The 18,801-nt window shown below is 39.8% G+C and carries 15 protein-coding genes; 3 read left to right on the top strand and 12 right to left on the bottom strand.

Going from position 1 to position 18,801, the window contains the following annotated elements:
* Positions 1–171 precede the first annotated feature (171 nt).
* Complete coding sequence (locus KXJ59_RS02830) at positions 172–1,578, top strand: OmpA family protein (RefSeq protein WP_295200911.1); 1,407 nt, start codon at positions 172–174, stop codon at positions 1,576–1,578.
* Between the two features lie 186 nt (positions 1,579–1,764).
* Here the strand turns inward: KXJ59_RS02830 and KXJ59_RS02825 are convergent, their stop codons facing one another.
* From KXJ59_RS02825 to KXJ59_RS02810, 4 genes are read right to left on the bottom strand one after another with little or no spacing between them, the layout of a single operon-like run.
* The gene (locus KXJ59_RS02825) at positions 1,765–2,589 is read right to left on the bottom strand and encodes a DUF4097 family beta strand repeat-containing protein (RefSeq protein WP_295200908.1); all 825 of its coding nucleotides are present in this window, start codon (positions 2,587–2,589) and stop codon (positions 1,765–1,767) included.
* Between the two features lie 9 nt (positions 2,590–2,598).
* A complete protein-coding gene (locus KXJ59_RS02820; protein WP_295200907.1) occupies positions 2,599–3,462 on the bottom strand; it encodes a hypothetical protein in 864 nt (287 codons plus the stop codon).
* A 25-nt stretch (positions 3,463–3,487) separates the two neighbouring features.
* Positions 3,488–4,297 (bottom strand): HEAT repeat domain-containing protein, encoded by an 810-nt coding sequence (locus KXJ59_RS02815; protein ID WP_295200904.1) that lies wholly within the window; start codon positions 4,295–4,297, stop codon positions 3,488–3,490.
* Positions 4,294–4,863 carry an RNA polymerase sigma factor gene (locus tag KXJ59_RS02810; protein WP_295200901.1) on the bottom strand — a complete coding sequence of 190 codons (570 nt, stop codon included), beginning with the start codon at positions 4,861–4,863 and terminating at the stop codon, positions 4,294–4,296. Before KXJ59_RS02810 ends, KXJ59_RS02815 begins: the two co-directional genes overlap by 4 nt.
* Before the next feature lie 727 nt (positions 4,864–5,590).
* On the opposite strand from KXJ59_RS02810, the gene KXJ59_RS02805 reads away from it, so the two are divergent.
* Together KXJ59_RS02805 and KXJ59_RS02800 are read left to right on the top strand one after the other, a co-directional pair.
* Complete coding sequence (locus KXJ59_RS02805) at positions 5,591–6,778, top strand: AAA family ATPase (protein WP_295200900.1); 1,188 nt, start codon at positions 5,591–5,593, stop codon at positions 6,776–6,778.
* A 64-nt stretch (positions 6,779–6,842) separates the two neighbouring features.
* Positions 6,843–8,288 carry an RtcB family protein gene (locus tag KXJ59_RS02800; protein WP_295200898.1) on the top strand — a complete coding sequence of 482 codons (1,446 nt, stop codon included), beginning with the start codon at positions 6,843–6,845 and terminating at the stop codon, positions 8,286–8,288.
* Between the two features lie 43 nt (positions 8,289–8,331).
* On the opposite strand, the gene KXJ59_RS02795 is transcribed toward KXJ59_RS02800, so the two are convergent.
* From KXJ59_RS02795 to mnmE, 8 genes are all read right to left on the bottom strand, one after another.
* Positions 8,332–10,065, bottom strand: a complete 1,734-nt coding sequence (locus tag KXJ59_RS02795) for a CocE/NonD family hydrolase (RefSeq protein ID WP_295200896.1) — start codon at positions 10,063–10,065, stop codon at positions 8,332–8,334.
* 33 nt (positions 10,066–10,098) lie between these two features.
* Positions 10,099–10,926 carry a response regulator gene (locus KXJ59_RS02790; RefSeq protein WP_295200894.1) on the bottom strand — a complete coding sequence of 276 codons (828 nt, stop codon included), beginning with the start codon at positions 10,924–10,926 and terminating at the stop codon, positions 10,099–10,101.
* Positions 10,923–11,981: a histidine kinase gene (locus KXJ59_RS02785; RefSeq protein ID WP_295200893.1), complete on the bottom strand. Its 1,059-nt coding sequence runs from the start codon at positions 11,979–11,981 to the stop codon at positions 10,923–10,925. The genes KXJ59_RS02790 and KXJ59_RS02785 overlap by 4 nt, the downstream gene beginning before the upstream one ends.
* A gap of 385 nt (positions 11,982–12,366) precedes the next feature.
* Positions 12,367–12,918 carry a DUF4411 family protein gene (locus tag KXJ59_RS02780; RefSeq protein WP_295200891.1) on the bottom strand — a complete coding sequence of 184 codons (552 nt, stop codon included), beginning with the start codon at positions 12,916–12,918 and terminating at the stop codon, positions 12,367–12,369.
* The gene (locus KXJ59_RS02775) at positions 12,915–14,090 is read right to left on the bottom strand and encodes an ImmA/IrrE family metallo-endopeptidase (RefSeq protein WP_295200889.1); all 1,176 of its coding nucleotides are present in this window, start codon (positions 14,088–14,090) and stop codon (positions 12,915–12,917) included. Before KXJ59_RS02775 ends, KXJ59_RS02780 begins: the two co-directional genes overlap by 4 nt.
* A gap of 123 nt (positions 14,091–14,213) precedes the next feature.
* Positions 14,214–16,007: an AAA family ATPase gene (locus KXJ59_RS02770; protein ID WP_295200887.1), complete on the bottom strand. Its 1,794-nt coding sequence runs from the start codon at positions 16,005–16,007 to the stop codon at positions 14,214–14,216.
* Positions 16,008–16,319: 312 nt separating this feature from the next.
* Positions 16,320–17,015 carry a hypothetical protein gene (locus tag KXJ59_RS02765; protein WP_295200884.1) on the bottom strand — a complete coding sequence of 232 codons (696 nt, stop codon included), beginning with the start codon at positions 17,013–17,015 and terminating at the stop codon, positions 16,320–16,322.
* Positions 17,016–17,239: 224 nt separating this feature from the next.
* Entirely contained in the window at positions 17,240–18,622 is a 1,383-nt protein-coding gene (gene mnmE, locus KXJ59_RS02760; RefSeq protein WP_295200880.1) for a tRNA uridine-5-carboxymethylaminomethyl(34) synthesis GTPase MnmE, read from the bottom strand.
* Positions 18,623–18,801: the final 179 nt, after the last annotated feature.

Below are 18,801 nucleotides of genomic sequence, written 5' to 3'. Positions count from 1 at the left end.
CACCTGTTATGCAGGTGGGTTTTTATTTTACAGTAAATCAGTGATTAACCCTCTATCAATATGTGATTCATACAATTTTAAGTTAAAAGAGTGTAATGCTAAGCGATTCAATAAGGTTCATCTTTACACAACTGATACTACCTACAAAAAGATGGTCATCAATTTACTGTTATGAAAAAAATAATACTTCAAAGCTTTTTCCTTTTTGCTTCTATGTTTCTTGTTACTTCAGGAATCTGTGCACAAGACACTACAAACCGTATTAGTACAGTTGTAGCTCCACCTTTGTTCTCTGGTAACAAAGGATTCAATACATGGTCATTTGGTTTACATGCAGGCGCCCTCGTTCCTACTTCTGCATTTGGCGGTCGCAATGATTTTTCAAAGTGGAAACCTTCATTGGGATATGGTGGATATATTAAAGCACAGGTTTCACATGTTTTCGGTATTCAGGCCGATTTCCTGAGAGGAACCCTCAAAGCCAATAACGACAGACTATGGGCAGGCGCACCACCTGTTAGCCCCTATAAATCGTTTGAAACAGATGTGCATTGGGCTACTAGTTTAAGCCTGGTTGCTACACTGGGTAATATTAACTGGTCTCAATTACATACGTCTATTCAGCCCTATCTTTCATTGGGTGGAGGTGCCATTAATTTTAATCCAAGTTTAGTAAACACTGCCGGAACAACTATAAATTTCAAACCATCAGGTAGCATAACCAGGTTTTATGTACCGATAGGGCTTGGCTTTAAAGCAAATCTTTCCCGCTCTGTAAACCTGGATATTGGTTATACGATCGGCCTGGTTGACGGTGACGATTTGGATGGTTATTATAAAGAGCCCTATATCAGCGACAGGTTTTCATATGGCCATATTGGTCTCGAATTTGCGTTGGGTAAATCTAATAAAGCACAATTGGCCCGTCACAATCCTCCTGCACAACTTGCCGGCAATATGAAATCTGCTGATGATGCTATGATAGCTTCTCTTGCAGCCAGTGAAGCCAGGTATAATAGCAGACTTGCTGCTTTAAATGGATTACAGGATGAATTGAACAGAATGAAAACAGATACCGACGGTGATGGTGTGAGTGATTATTTTGATAAATGTCCGGGTACTCCACGCAATGTAAAAGTGGATGGTGCAGGTTGTGCACTTCCTGAAGTATCGGTTAAAAGAGATACTGTTTACAAAGTTGAAACAAATACTACTTATGTAATCACAGCGGAAGACAGACAAGTGGTAACTGATGCCATTCGCAATCTGGAGTTTGATTTTGGAAAATCAACCATCAGGGCACGCTCTTTACCTTACCTGAATAAAGTAGCTGAATTACTGACCAAAAAAGGAATCAGCCTCAAATTGGCAGGGCATACAGATAATGTAGGTTCAGACGCTGCTAACATGACACTTTCAAGAAACAGGGCTCAGGCAGTAAAACAATACCTCGTATCGCAGGGAGCTAACAGCTCAAAAATAGAAGCAATGGGTTATGGCGAATCGCAACCCGCTTCCAGTAATAAAACTGCAGATGGTCGTCAGAAGAACAGACGTGTTGAGTTCACCATCTATTAATCTATACTAATTCTTTACCAAAAAGGCCGGATCAAAAAATGATCCGGCCTTTTTATTAGTATCCCTGCCCAAGGTTATTTCAAAAAAAGAACAGCACCAGGAATGGTGCCGTTCTCTTCAGGATATCTTTCACTGCTGAACAGTTAAGATAGCTGATGCACATGAGAATTGTTATAGGGGGTATTATTATTGTTTTGCTTTTCTGATAACCAGATCGCCACTCCAGCTCTTCATCATCAGCTCGGCCCCTCCGCCATTAATTTTACCGAGTACCCATGAGTCTTTACTGATTTTGTAAACACCTCCGCTATTGGTTTTAGTGGGTGCTGCTGCACTTTTCTCAACAGCTACTTCAAAGTCGCTGAATATTTCTCCCTGGTCTGTTTTCATTTTCAGGTTGGCTTTTGTTGAAGCAGGCAGTGTAATATTCACATCACCATTAAAACTTGAGAAAGCCATGGGCTTGCCATCTGTTACACTTGTAAACGAAACACTGATATCTCCATTAATAGTAGTTGCTATTGCCGATCCTGCGATACCAGAGAGATTAACATCCCCATTCGTATTGTTAACCTCCAACTCACCTCTCACATTACTAACTACAATATCGCCATCGTTTACTGTTTTCAAAACCAATGTTCCATTTTGGGGCACTTTTATTTCAATATCCATCTTCCTGAAAAAACTACCACTTCCTACTACTACTTCGTTGTTTTTTTCTGTCGCTTTTAACTCAAATCCTGAACCACCGCTGATTCTTTTCAGTCCATCTTTTGTTTTTTCTTTTCCTTTATTGTTTTTATCATCCTCTACTTCTACTGCCACTACAATATTATCTGCAGCATGGCCCGTTACTTTAATCGACCCTGTCAGCAGGTCTACTTTCAGTTTATAGGGTTTCCCGGGGCTGCTTAATGCAACGGTAATTTGTTCTTTGTCTGTCGACTGCGCCATCATGCCGGTAGTCATGAATAAAAGCGCCAACACTGCTACATACTTGATCTGTTTCATATACTGATTTTATGATTTTTTGATATAAACGTTTCCGTTCAGGGTTTCGAAATGAAATTGTTTCCCGCCGCTGCCAATCTTTACGCCTGCATTTTTTATAATTTTATACACTGTTCCATTCTCTTTAGCTTCGGCATTCTTTACAACGGTATTACTAATGGGCTCAGCATTATCAAAATCGGTGTAATAACTGCCATTCATACTTTTGAAATACAATTCGGCATCGAGATTGGTTTTATAATATACCGTGATATCGCCATTAATGGTATGATAGGTTGAAGCCGCAGGTGGATTCACCGCATAACGCACGTTGAGTTTGCCATTTATAGTAGTTGCTTTGGTAATACCTTTTGCATTGTCAATATCAACCGACCCATTTACATTGCTTACAAAGAGATTACCAAATACATTGGCAACATTAATATTGCCATCATTGACCGTTGATACCCTTAAACGCATGGCATTGGGCACTTTTACTATCATGTCGAGATAGTATTTATAGCGGATATTTCTACGATCCTCATTTCTGTTCCAGTTTTGTTTTGGTCTTGAATCGTAGGGTGCAGATATGTAAACAAGAATACTGTCTCCCATCTGCTCCATTTGAAATTTAAATTCTTCTTTGCCGATTTCCAATTGTTCGGCTGATTTGGCTGTTACTTTTTTATCGATTTCAAGTACTACCTTATCGCCATCATATCCTTCTACTTTAATGGATCCATAAATGTTGTATACAGCAAGCACGGCTTCTGTACTCTTTGCATTTACGGTAAACTGTTTGGATACATGTTCCTTGAATTCCTGTGCAGGCAGGTCAGTGCAGGCACATAGTGATAGCGTTCCCGCCAAGAGCAGGTTGCAGATTTGTTTCATGTTACTGGGGGTTTTATGAAATGAATTAACTCAGTTGATGTATGGTTTCTTTGATCTTTGTTTTTATGGCTTCATTGGTTTCCGGTTTCTTCAGCAATTGCTGAAAAGAACGTACCGATTTTTTCTCCTGCATTTTAAGCATCAGGTCGGCCAGTACCGATTGTATCAATGGTGAATCCTGGTGTGCTATAGATTGAACCAGTCCTTCCCTTACTTTTGGATCAACAGTCATTTTCGATAAGGTTTCGAGTGCTGTAAGACGAACGTTTACATTTTCATCATTATTCAATGTAGTGAGCAAAGCATCTTTTACACGGGCATCAACCGTATCTATCTCCTCCACATAACTCACAGCTCTTAGCCTTTCTGAAGCCGATGGATGTTCCAGTAAACTCAGCGCCAGCATTTCACGCATTTCTTTTACCTGCGATGACAACTGTTGTACTTCAGAAGCACCGTTATCTTTTGTTTTGAAAAAAACGGTAGTCACCAATACACCTGCAACCAACATGGCCAGACCATATCCAAATTTGGGAGTTGTAATACTTGTAATAAAGGCATTGAGCCGATCTCTCCACACCGACCATCCATTGGTATGCGATAATTGTTGCTGTTTATAGTTTTCCAGCTCGGTCATGAAACGTTGTTTCATACCGGCAGGTGCTTCCGGCTCGGGCAGGGCTGCGGTAATACTGCAGAAAGCCATGATCTCATTCAGTTCTGCTTTACAGGTATCACAGGAGGTAACATGCAGGTTTACTGCTGTTTTTTCTGCTTCACTGAGTTCATTCAGTGCCAGTGACCATAATTGCTCTTTGTCGAATACACAGTTCATGATAAAATGGTTTTATGGCTGAGTTCCAGGTAATTTTCTCTTAGTTGCTTTATGGCACGGTGTATCCGTACTTTAATGGCTCCTTCAGAAAGGTTAAGTAACAGGGCTATCTCCTGGTATTTCATTTCTTTATACCGCGATAGGATGATGAGTTCCCTGTCTGTTTCATTGAGTTGCTCCAATGCCCGTTTCAATAATTTTTCTTCTTCCCTTCTGTTTATTTTATCATCGGCGGTTGTACTGTCTTGCAACTGCTCTTCTGCCTGTTCGGTATCTACAAAAGCCGATGATCTTTTATTTTTCCTGTAATGATCTTTCAATGCGTTCCTGGCGATACTGTACATCCAGGTTTCAAACTTATGCGAACCTGTAAAGGTTGCCCGGGAGCGAATCATATTCATGAACACCGTCTGAACCAGGTCGTCGCTCTCCTCTTTTAAACCCGTATTGTACAGGAAAAAGCCATACAGGGAACGATGGTGCCTGTCGAAAAGTAGTCCCATCTGATCCAGGTTGCCTTCTTTTACCCTGAACATGAGTTGATTATCAATGGATTCGCTGGCCAATCTCGGGTTAGTTTTACATGGTTTGAGATATAAACTGAGAGAGAAGAGGAAAGTTACAGGATGATCAGGAATTTTTTTACTGATCGGCTGATAAAAGATTGAAAGCAGATTGTTATCAGGTAAGCACATACTGTTGTACAAAAGATAAACGCTGTAAAAAATCATTATTCAGATGAATCCTTAGAACAGATTTTCATCACTAAACATCAAACTATCAGCATAAATGTGTGTTCTTTTAAGGTTAGACATTACACTTCTTAATACGTCACTCAAAAAAAATATTGAAAATAAAATTGAAAAAATTTTTTTTATTAGAAAAAGAATACACCTTTGCACTCGAAATAATAAAACAATGCTCCGCAAAAAATTACATATCGAATCAACTCAAAATTTTGATGCCAGTGGGTATCATGTGTTTTGCGGGGTCTTATAATTTGATTATAACAACTAATTATACCGAAGCCCCGCTGATTGCGGGGTTTTTTATTGACCGATCATGAAAACATGTAAACACATATTCGCATTTGATACCATCAATCGCATGATGGTTACGGGGATTACTATGCCTGTACAAGATCAACTGCAAAAACAAAACCGACCGTGGTGTTGTGAACTGCTTAGCTGAATTAATTTCAGCAAGGAGGTATGACCCGGTCTGGTAACAGGCCGGGTTTTTTATTGTATAACAAAAGGATTCAACAAATCGAATTCTTCTAAAACGAACTGTATGGGAACACTCATAATACTAACGCTGGGGATGTACCTGCTGGGTTGGCTGCTCAGTAAGTTACCATGGCTGTATCGCAGGCTGATCAGGCAGATCAACAAACAGGGTAATAAACAGACACAATTGTTCGACAGCTATTTCGTTGAACCAAAAGCACTTTATCTGAAAGAGTTTAATAAGGTTCCCGCAATAGCTTTTATTGGCAATATAAATGCCGAAGCAGTATTAACTATGATCAATGAAAAGCAGTTTGGTGAACCGATAGCTACCTACCAGCGAAATTATTATAACTGGCAGGCAGAAAGAATTGAATTCACCAAAACACTGGTGGTGCTCGAAAAGCGGATGATGATTATGCTGGGTGAAGATTGTGCTGAAATACTGTTTTGCAATACCGATTATGATAAAGCCAATAACATGATCCTTGCCTTCAGTAAACACAAAGCTTTACAGAAAGAAGCAGATTTTGAAATCAATATCATTACACAATCTACTTATGGACTGGATTTGAAATCACTGGCTATTAAACCCACTGAATTGGACATCGATCTGTATTATAACGACGACTTCAAAGAAGTAGATGCGGTGATCAAAGACCGGTTGGGTAAAGAAAATGAAAAAGGTATCGTGTTATTACACGGTCTGCCGGGTACAGGTAAAACAACTTATCTGCGACACCTGATCGGAGGACTGAAGAAAAAAGTACTCTTTGTATCGCCTGGTGTTGCCGGTAATTTAATGAACCCGGAATTCATGGACCTCTTACTCGATAACCCGAATGCTGTTTTGATTATAGAAGATGCTGAAAACATTATCATGGACAGAAGGCACAGCAGCCAGAGTAGTGTAAGCAACCTACTCAATATCAGTGATGGTTTGCTCAGCGACTGTTTGAATGTACAGATTATCTGTACGTTTAACAGTTCAGCAAATATGATTGATAGTGCTTTAATGAGAAAGGGAAGGCTGATTGCGATTTATGAATTCAACAAGCTAACTGTGAAAAAAGCGCAGGCGCTTAGTCAGAAATTAGGTCAGGACACACTGGTGGTTAAACCTATGACACTGGCCGAAATCATGAATCCTGATGATAACTTCCACCAGCCTGTTCAACAAACAGTAATTGGATTCAGAAGGGCACCAATAATGGAACATGAACAAAAATATACAGCAGTTGATGTTGTATAACAACCTGTAAGCTGCATGTTTTTATGATAGTAACAAGTATGCAGCTTACTTTAACAATTAAACAATGAAAAAAGTAAAAATAACAGCAAAAGAATTAAGGGCCATCGGGTTCCCGGAGAGTCCGGTAATTCCTGTGGCCATGTCGGTAGTAGATAAGTTTTATAAGTTCAGCAAAAAAGAGGATGTGATTGAGCTATTAAAAAATGTATTGGCTCAACCTGCCGACTATAAAAATGATCCCATGCTTGAGAGTATTGCATTAAAACTGCTTCCGAAAGAAGCAGCCCATGCAACCGGCATAGCACTAAGAGAATCGGGTGTACCAGTAAGCATTTTTGGACCTGACTATATTGAAGCGGGTGCGTTACACCAGATTCATATGGCAGCCAAACTACCCATATCCGTTAAAGCGGCACTGATGCCCGATGCACACCATGGCTACGGCTTACCTATTGGTGGTGTACTGGCAACCAAAAACGCGGTAATACCTTATGGTGTAGGTGTTGATATTGGTTGCAGGATGTGCTTATCAGTTTTCGACATGGACCCCGACCTGCTGAAAAGCAGAACATCTTTTTTTTCAAGGGAAATTCATGAAGCTACTTTATTTGGCAGTGGTGCACAGTTTAAAACAGCCGAAGAGCATGAAATAATGGACAGGGATGAATTCCATTCCACCCCATTGCTTAGATCATTGCATGGTAAAGCATGGAAACAGTTGGGCTCATCTGGCAGTGGTAACCACTTTGTAGAATTTGGTGTGGTTGAAATTTCGGAGAAAGATGAAGTACTGGGTATTGAACCCGGAAAATATATCGGTCTCTTATCGCACTCTGGTTCAAGAGGATTAGGTGCCAATATTGCCAACCACTATACCAAACTGGCCATTGAAAAAAGGAAACTGCCAAACGATGCAAAGAACCTGGCATGGCTCGATTTAAATGAAGCTGAAGGGCAAGAATACTGGCTGGCCATGAACCTTGCAGGTGATTATGCAAGTGCCTGCCACCACATCATTCACAGGAAAATTGCCAGACAACTAGGCAGAACACCTATAAAGATGGTAGAGAACCACCACAATTTTGCCTGGAAAGAAATGCTGGATGGTGAAGAAGTAATTGTTCACAGAAAAGGTGCAACCCCGGCCGGTAAAAATGTACTGGGTATTATTCCGGGTAGTATGTCGGCCAATGGTTTCATTGTAAAAGGCAGAGGTACGGCTGATGCTATTCATTCTGCGGCGCATGGGGCCGGCAGAAAATTGAGCAGATCAGCAGCTATCAGTTCTATTACACACAAAGCCATGAGGGATGCACTCGACAAAGCAGGTGTAACTTTATTAGGCGGTGGACTCGATGAAGCGCCGTTTGCTTATAAAGATATTCATGCGGTAATGGCTGAGCAGACAGAACTGGTGGATGTTGTAGGCAGCTTTGCACCAAAAATTGTAAAAATGTGTGGCGATGGTCCGAAGCAGTTGAGAAAAAGAAATGCTTCAGATGGCGAATAACAAAGAGCGGTACATGATGTACCGCTCTTTTTATAAACTGATATTACTTCTTCACCGGTATTTTAATAAACCCATCATTGTGCCATTTAATCTTCAGTGGTTCTTTTGCATCATGAATGGTTTCGTTGTTTACATCCTTACCCGTTCCGTAATTAATTTGTTCCGACTGGCTTTTGTTTACATTCACTATTAATACCAGCCTGCTGCCCTTTGCTATTTTTCTACTGGTAAAATAACTGTTAGTGAATGGCAGCGTGTTTTTTTTACCCGGGGTCAACAATTGTCGTTTAGTATTGTCTGTTGCATAACTGGCCCTGCCCATAAAATAACTGAGGTAGAAATAGCGACCGTCGGGTAATTGTTCAAACAGCACGGCGCTGTAATCCATATCGCGTTTGTTGATGGTAACTTTCATGTTGCCGGTAAAAGAGCCGGTAAACTCTGTTGCTGTTTCAAAGGGTTTGCTTTTATACATTACACCACCGCCGCTAAAGAGGCTATCCCAGATAATGCGGAACTCGTAGAAATAACTGTTCATAGAACTACGATCGGCAAAATCAAGTTCCATATTGGCATAACCGGGTTGCGTTGGTTTTTTGAGGTTGAGCAAACCTTCCTTTTTATTGTCGAGGTAAAAGGTAAGTGTATCGTTGCTCACCTGCTTCAGCGAAGCAGCATGTTTCCATTCGTTGGAAGCCATGGGCTGGTAATTGATTTTGTCTTTTAAAAAAGCGGGTTTGGGTTTTCCCTTCAGTATATAATCGAACCATTCGTAAATAATTTGGTGGATGGAAATATTGGCCACTGCATCAATGGTATAACCATGGTAAACAGTATCTGGAAAACCCTGTGACCCGAAATGACCATAAGGACCAATGATTACATAATGTTCTGCACCCGGCTTGTATTTGTTGTGTTCGCGTGTATAATACAAAGCACCCACCTGTCCGCCATCGTAATAACCGGTAGTGGTTAGTACGGGTATATCAATATTGGCAAATTCATTTTTATACGGAATCATTTGTTGCCAGTATGCATCATAGGTAGGATGTTGTAACCAGGTTTGAAATATTTTATTGCGTGGTCTGCCCTCCACCAAACTATCCATGGCGCTATAAGCCAGCCCTTGCTGAAACCATTTATATTCCAGCTCTTTCCATTTGGGGCTGTTATAATCTTCGGTGTCGAGAAAGCGGTTGTTTGATACGTAGTAGGTCCAGGAGAAAGGAAAACTCATGATAACATTATTCATCATCGGCACATCTAAACCCGGTGCAACGGTGGCTGAGGGCACAATGGTTTTTAGTGCGGGGTGCATACGTTTGGTGGCGGCCCATTGGGTAAAGCCGTTATAACTACCTCCATACATACCTATTTTTCCATTGCACCAGTTTTGTTTGCTGATCCAGTCTATTACTTCATACACATCTTTTGCATCGTGTTCGTATGGCATAATATCGCCGGTGCCATAACGCTTGCCTCGCGAATAAGCCATAACACCTACATACCCTTTCTCTGCCGCTTCAATGGCTTTTTTAATATCGGTATGGCGGGCGTAAATGGTGAACTGGAGAATAACGGGTAGTGGTTGTTGCTGCTCCTTTTTAAGCACCACCAATGCAGAAATAACTACACCATCTTTTCCAGGAATTAAAACACTGTCGTACACACGGTAGTACGCTCCTTTAATTAATGTATCTCTTCCTGTTGTGTTGCTGGCTTTTACACAAAGCGATGCCCCGAGACAGCAGGCTGCCACCATGATTAGTTTGATCATATCGTTGTTGATTTTTTTTAGTGAAGCTGTATGCTACAGGCTTCCATATTTGTTTTTTAAACGTGCCGACTGCCTGTTCGATACGGTAAGCGTTTTACCGGTTTTCAGCTTAACGGATAATTGTCCGTTGGGCAATGCCTGCATTTGACTGATGAATGTGGTGTTGATGATTTCCTGTCTGCTCACCCGGAAGAAAACAGTTGCGTCTAATATTTGCTCTAATTGGTTGAGAGATTTTTTGATCAATACTTTTTGCTGGTTGAAATAGATTTTTGCATAATTACCCGCCGATTCAATCAGCGATATCTCATCCGTTTTTATCATGTAATAACGGTCGCCCTCTTTCACAAAAAGATGCTGCATCCCTACCCTTGTACCTTGTTCCCTTGTACCTTGCTCCCTTGTATCTTGCCCCCCTTGTTCCCTTGCACCTTGCTCCCCTGTACCTTGTCCCCTTATATCTTGTTCCCTTGTATCTTGCTCCCTTGTACCTTGCCCCCTTGCAACTTGCTCCTTTACTCTATTCACTGCCATCGCAAACCGCTCATCGCGTATGGGCTTTACGAGGTAATCGAGTGCATTTATTTCAAAGGCTTTTACGGCATAGGCATCGAAAGCGGTGGTGAAAATAACGGCAGGTACCCATTCCAGCGATTCGAGTAATTCAAAACCTGTTCTGCCGGGCATTTGAATGTCTAATAGAAGCAGGTCGGGTTTTAGTTCGGTAATTAATGCTGCTGCTTCATCGGCATCGGCTGCTTCGCCCACCAGTTCGAATGCGGAATGATTTTGCAGGTGTCTTTTCAGCTCTTCCCTTGCGAGTCGCTCATCGTCTATCACCAACACTTTTATGCTGTTCATGATAAGGGAATTTTAAGTGTGGCCAATACGGTATCTGCTGTATGTTGTGTTAAGCGGAATGAGGCATTGCCTTCGTATTGCAGTTGCAGCCGCTCCTGCAGGTTTTTTATACCCAGACCATTGGTGGCAGCCTCTTGCAGCCTGCCGGGGTTTTGCACTTCTACCCGCATGTTGTTGCCTTCCTGTTCTACACTGATGCTGAGCACGGCGCTTTCTTTGCTGTTGGCTATACCATGTTTAATGGCATTCTCTACCATTACCTGTATACTGAATGGCAGCAGTGGTTGCGGCAACAAAGCTGGGGCTACTGTAATGCTGGTTTGTAGTCTTTTTTCTAAGCGTATCTGCTCCAGTTCGAGGTAATCTTTTACCATTTCCATTTCTTCCTGTAAGGATATATAGCCGGCTTCTTTCCGGTATAAGGATTTGCGTAGCAGGTCTGACAAGAGATCGATGGCCCTCCTGGTGGCCTGCGGATTTTCGGGTACCAGTGCTTTGATGCTGTTGAGTGCATTAAAAAAGAAATGCGGATTCAGTTGTGCCGTGAGGTTATTAAATGCGGCGTCTTTGGCCATCATTGCCAATCGGCTGCTTTCTTTTACCGCATTGATTTCACGCATGGCAAAATGATATCCATAATAGGCCAGCAGCCAGATGCTCATGATGCGCATTCCTGTTGCCATTATCACCAGCCATTGCGCCGCTAACTGTTCGGTAAACCGCATGGAAAAACCCGGCTCAAACCAGTAACGCAGCAGGTAGTTTTTAGATACCGTGAGTAACATAAATGCGGCACCCAGCATTACCACCACCGGCAGCAGCCGCCATACTAATTGCCTGATGGCCAGTTTATGCCAGCCCAGTTGAATAGAACAATTTCTATACAAGTGCGATAAGCCGATATAGATGGAGAGATCGGCCAGAAAATGCAGGATGGCCAGCGACCAGCTAAAACCCGTTCCGAGAAAACCCAGCAGCCCCCAATACAATGCCGCTGCCGACCAGCCCATTAACTGGCATTTCCAGTACAGCGATATTTGTGGGATTAGCTTCATGCTTTTGTTTGGCAAACAAATTAAACTATTACCAACTTAGGAAATATTTGTACAGGAGCGTAAGGGTTTGGGGGATGGGGGGATTTCTATTGCTTTATTTTATTAACTCTTCGAAGCAGGAATGTACTGCCAACAATAAGTTTAGGTACAGACTACCCACTGAGTGAGTATAGGCAGAGATACGAGCATCATAAGAGAACCATAAGGAAACCATAAGAGAATGATAGCGAAACTATAGTGAAGTGATAGTGAAAGGATAGTGTTTTGTTATGAAAATCCTTTACAGGCGAGGGTATTGTATTGGTAATGTTTAACCCAGATCGATGCAACTTGTGAAAGGTTTCGGAACTTTCCAAAAGTTAATCATATAATTATATATATAGGCTTACATTGTTAGCTTACTGATGTCAATTTTGAAGTGGTCTTTTAGCAGTTTGGGCAAAGAGCAACACTCAATGTCAATCTCTTTACAATTTTCAGGAATTTTTTTGAAAATTTTATTGTCGTTAGCTGTTTTGGTTTCTTCGGTTACAACAATTGGACTGTTAGCTTTTATTGATAAAGAGTATAAAAGCAAATTTGCGTCAGGAGTAGTTAAGTATCTAGTCTTTTCTTGTTCAAATTCAACTTCAGTAATCCCCTTTAAACGAACAATATCTTTGTTACAAAAATGGTTTTCTAATAAATTAAAAAACTTTTTACTTGGAATTAAGCTACTTGTATTGATATGTTTTTTCTTATCATTAATGAATTCTAGTTCTTTTAGAATAACACCTTGTGAAATATACCTTGATTCATCAAAGACTTTATCTAAAATAATTATTTCACCATTTTCAAACTTTGTTTGAAATAGTCCCTTAAATGTTCCGCTTTTGTCAAAAGGCAAGTAATATCTTACGAATGCCAATAATGACGATGTGTCTATAATTGCATTCATGTAAGATATTTTCCTACTTTTTCGGGTTTAACATTTAGCTTTCGACAAAAGTCGGCTTCATTAATAAGGTTGTTATATAATGCACTTTGAAGTGTCTTTAAATACAATGGTGAAATAATAGGCTTTGGGGCAGATGCCTGAGGGGTTCTGCCCTCATCGATTGCTTTCTGTCTTTCTCGTTCAAGCCTTTCTTTTTCTCGTTCTTCCCAATCTTTTATACTTACAAGTATTTCGTCTGTAACTTGTTTATAGTTAAACGGAGAAATTTTATTACTTAGCAATAGTCGAGTGTACAGTGAAATTGTACTTAGATGGGTATGTTTTGAAACTTCATTAATTGTTTCATGATGATAATCGTTACCGCTATTAGCAGCGTCTAACTTTTCAATCACCTTAGAATATTGCCCAGCTAAAAAAAAGTAAGCGAAGTCGTTGCACCATCTTTCAATTTTATTGAGCTTATTGTACTCAACGTTAATTTCACTAACATTATCATCAATTTCCTCTTCGTTCAGTAGGTAGTGTCCTAGTTCATGAGCAAGGGTGAATATTTCTCTGGAGAAAGATTTTTGATTCCTTTTCAAAACAATAACGTTAGGAGTTAGATAAAATCCGTTAATGTTGGCTTTCTCTTTCTTATTGTGCGTTTCAACAAACTCGAAAACAAGAATATTATTATCGGCAAATTTTGAAATGAAATTTTTTAAAAACTCCTTCTTGTCAATATTAAATTCAGCGTAAAGTGTCTTCCGTATTTCAGATGCAACAACTTCTGGATTGTCGGTTATTTTAAATACAGGAATATTTCTTTTTATTTTAAAATCTGATAGCTTTGCTAAAGTAGAGAAGGCAATTTTTTCCTCCTCAAATTTTGTTACAATTTGTTTAGCACCAAGATTAAGTTTAGCATTAAAATTGTCCTTCCTAAAAAAAATACTCTCTTCTTTTGATTGTGTTGGTTCTTTTGGGTCAATATAAAAAGACAAGCCCTTATGGAAGACCGAATCAATTTTTTTTAGAATACTGAGTTTTATTTCTTTATTAAAAACATCGGCTTCTTTTAAAGGATTTTTCCTTTTAACGTTGAGTCGTTTCAACAACTCACCCCTTGTCACTCCATAAAGTGTCAAAAGATGATTTAATCTGTTGATATTCAGCACTACTATACTCAAGTCAATGAAGATAAGATTGCGAAGATAACTAAACTAATAATTTTTAAAGCATGTCTGTTCCACCTGCCGATTGTTATTCCATCCGCCAGCCTTGCGGCAAATCTTTTGTTGGCTGAAGCTACATTACTTAGTAGTTAACACTGAATTTAAACTTTTTTCTAGTTCGTCAATTGACGACCATTCAGTACAATTTTCTGGCAGTGATTTGTCATGATTCGTTAATGCTTGTAGTAATTTTTCAATTATTTCAAACTTCTTTGTGTCTGTAGAGATTGTTGTTAAAGCACTATATGGCTTTTCAGTGGATATCGCCTCCCCAAAATATGCCTCTTCAAAATTTGGTAATGAAGCAATTAAACGTGATTTAGTCCCTACAGGTTTTGAGTTTATTGCTGCTAGAATATTTGGGTTATTGCCCCATGCTGGATTCCCATCACCATTTTTATTTTTTGGTCTGTCGCTGTCGTGTAAAACTGAATAACTAGAGCCAAAATGATTAAGGATTTTAATTAATGAAACAATTGTAGCCTTACCTCTCGCTCTTATAATGTGAATATCCTTGTATAGAGTTGGCTTGCTCTCAATGATATAATTAAATGCAGTATATTCTGTATCGCCCTCCACGACAATTACCTTTCCGCCAAAGAAGAATTCGGCAACATAAGGGTCGCAAAGGTTTAGGAGCTTCAGATTTTTTTTATCGTCTTCACCCAATTGTGCTCTATCAGGGCGAAACACTGTTGTTCCTTCAATGATGCCAGCGTTATTTCTTTCTACTTTAACGATAGTTGTGTTGTCTCTTGAAAAGTCAATAAAAATTGGGGAATGAGTTGTAACCATGACTTGCCAATTTCCAGTTTTTGGTAATTCGTATAAAACATGACATGCATCTCGAATTGCCGTTGGGTGCAAGCAAATTTCTGGCTCATCTATCAAAAGCAAATGAGACTTGGGTTGAGAAACTTCGGCAAGTTCTTTTTCTTTCGCTTTAGTAGCTTTGGGCTTATTTTCAGAGATATATTTTAAAGCTGCCCACAAAAGTGTCCTTCTTGCTCCACTACCTTGCTTTTCAATTGGACTCAAATGATCGTCAGTACCCATCAATAACTGTGAATCGCTTTTAAAAAATATAGCAGTGGGGTCGATTGCTGAATCCGTTTTTACATCAAAGTCGACTTTATGTTTTGGAAATATTTTTTCAATTAGTGATGTTAACTCACTATTTACAGTATCAATTTGTGCTTTTGTTTCTGTTAAAATCCATTTTTGTATTTCGTGAATTTTAGCTAAGACTTTTGTGAATTCATTTTCTTCACCTTCTTTTGGTTTAAGGGAGTTTACCTTTTCAGTTAAAAAAGCTTTGAGCAATTTAGTAATGTTATCCGCTTGGACTTTAGGGTCGGAAAAGGCGTAAACTGGATGAGGTTCGGGGCGTCTTGCATTTGCAATTCCTCCAGGTCCAAAAGGGTAGCTATCTTTATCCCAATCTCCGATGCTTACATTCCAGCCTACTTTTTTTGATTTTCTTTCTATATCCCATGTCCACCTTTCTCGAACTAAAAATTCATTAGGGTTATCTGTAGGTTGAAGCCATTTTTCACTTACCCCTGAACTTGTGACAATTAAATGCAATTCTATTTCGGGTAAATTATCCTCGTCTATTTCGTGATTAGGATAATCTTCAATTTCGAGTTCTATTCCTTTTGAATTGTCTGACATTATAATTTCATAGGCTTTCAGAATTGAGCTTTTCCCAACATTATTTGCGCCGACTAAAACAACAATTTCATTTAAGTCAATCGTAACAGGTGTTGATCCTATACATCGGAAATTTTTAATTATCAATTTGGATAATTTGGAAGTCTGCACTTCAACTTCTGTCGTTGAACTGTCAGTTTGCTTTGTTTTTTTGGCCATGTTTTATGGGCTTTAAAGTACTAGGGTGCTACAGAGTGCTTTCAGCCAACTATCAAATTGGCGAAACAATCCATAAATAACCTTCGCCAAGCAACCAAAAAAATGGTGCATCAGAGAAAGTATTTATTGGATTTCTTGAAACAACAGTTTATGCAAAACTGTCAATGGGGGAATAGTAAGATAAAAAGAAAAATTGAAATATGCAAATTTATGCTAAGGTATGAGGGTGTTGCAAAATGGTTGACACTCAAGATTCAAACTCTTCCAGAAAATCTTCAGGTGTTTATTAAAGGTTGTAACTTCTTCATCCTTTTATACCGGAGATGTTTGATTAAGCCTTGTTGTATTCAAATATTTTCTGAAGTACAGATACCCTGCAATTGTAATTAGCTCATTCAAAATAAACAGGTTTGCAATACCAATTACGGTTCCATTCATTACCTGTTTTTCCACCAACAAATATTCCAGCAACATAAAAACGGGGCCCCATAAAAGGTAGGGAAAGAGCACCAGATAAAACAAGAACCACCATAACCTGTTCTTATTCTCTATGGCTTTATACGCTTTAATAAGTGGTGGCACACAGCAAATCCACACTGTTATAATTACTATCCAATATACCAGTTCCGTTTTTCCGAATAATTTTGATGAGGCATAATATTCATCATTCATTTTAAAAAAGCACATCACCATTCGCTGCAATGGCATTTGAGCAAAAATGAGGGCAAATGCAAATTGTTGTTTATAAGGAGATGCTTCTTTTCTGTTCAACATATATGCGCCTACCCACATCATGGCAAATGAAAAAACCGGACCAGCATAAGTAGCCATATAAGAAACAGCGTTTGCTTCGCAGGCAGTTTGAAAATAATTAAAGGTTTTATAGCCCCATTCGCCACATAAAATGTATCCGGAAAAATGATGTATCAATTCATGTAAGGAGGAATAAAGCATTATCATACAATAAAAAGCCAGACAATACTTCCAGGTAATTTTTATATTGACCATCTTATGAATAAGTTATGAATTGAACTACTACATTCGTTAAGGGCATAACAGCTCAAGGCTTTAGCGCTATCGGTTATGCTTAAAACAATTACAGATTAGGTTTTTTACGGCAATCTTGTTTAAAAAAGTAATCAGGTACTTACAACTGTGTACAAACAGCCGTTTGCGTGGAAATTACCATTTCCATTATTTAACCTTTAGCTGATAAGAGAGGAAGTTGTTGGCTATTTCCCGATACAAAACTTACTAAATATAAAATCCAACTGATCCTCATTGGTTATTTCACCGGTAATGAGTCCGAGGTAGTGTAAGCACTGGCGTATGTCGAGGGCCAGCAGGTCGCCGGGTACCTGGTCGTTCATGCCATTGCGTACATCGGTTAATGATTGGGAGAGTTTTAATAAGGCATCGTAATGGCGGGCATTGGTTACAATGGTGGCTTCGGTATTTACATCGCCACTGATGGCTTTTTGCGTGAGGGCCTGTTTGAGAAGGTCTATTCCGGTATGTGTTTTGGCAGAGATGTAGATGGTCCATGGTCCATGGTCCATGGTCTGAAGAGTGCCGAGGTTGGCGGTGTCGGTTTTATTGGCCACCAGCAGGCATTGTATGTTTTTCGCCTTGAGTGTTTCTTCAAATGCTTTCAACTCTTCTGCAGTCGTTTCATTTACATCGAAGAGATACAATACAATATCAGAAGCATTCATTTTCTCTAAGCTCTTCTCCACGCCTATCTGTTCAATAATATCAGCTGTATGTTCTCGAATACCTGCCGTATCAACCAGTCTGAACAGAATTCCATTAATATTGATTACTTCTTCAATCGTATCGCGTGTAGTACCGGCAATATCACTTACAATGGCGCGGTTTTCATTCAGCAGCGCATTGAGTAAAGTAGATTTTCCTGCATTGGGTTTTCCAATAATAGCTACCTGTACACCATTGCGAATAACATTACCCAATGAAAATGATCTGATGAGTTGATGTATTGATCCATCCAGTTCATCAATCAGTTGTTTCAATGCAGTACGATCGGCAAACTCCACATCTTCCTGCGAAAAATCGAGTTCCAGTTCTATCATCGCCGAAAAACGAATGAGTTGTTCCCGCAATTGTTTGAGATCGGATGAGAAGCCTCCACGCATATTGTGTAAGGCGGTTTTTCTACTGGCTTCTGTATTACTGGCTATTAAATCGGCTACTGATTCTGCCTGTGCCAGATCGAGTTTACCATTTAAAAATGCACGCTGCGTAAACTCTCCTGGTTTGGCCAGCCTGGCTCCCAGTTTTGTAATGGCATTGATTACCTGTTCCTGAATAAATGGAGAACCATGACAACTTATTTCTATTACATCTTCTCCAGTATAAGAACGCGGACCTTTAAACAATGACAGCACCACTTCATCCAATACCTGCTCTCCTTCTTTTAAAAAACCCACCTGTATTGTATGCGATGGTTGTACATTCAAATCTTTGGATGGAAATAACTGATTGAGAATAGTAAAAGTTTCTTTTCCACTCACCCTTATCACACCAATGGCCCCAATACCCTGTGGTGTAGCCAATGCAACAATGGTATCATCCCAGCCTGATAGGTGAATGGACATTTTGGAGGTTCCTTTTTTGCGAAGATACGGTAATCGTGAAAGGTGAGACGTGAGACGTGAAAGGTGAAAAAAAGGGGAGGGTGATCGGTTCTCTGTGCAACTCTGTGCCTCACTCTGTGTACACTGTGGTTAACCACGGAGTTACACAGAGTCAGGCACAGCGTTTCACGGAGTGTTTC

Origin of the sequence: Sediminibacterium sp. (assembly GCF_019264485.1) — a bacterium.
Lineage (GTDB): Bacteria > Bacteroidota > Bacteroidia > Chitinophagales > Chitinophagaceae > Sediminibacterium.
This window is presented reverse-complemented; position numbering and strand designations above follow the sequence as displayed.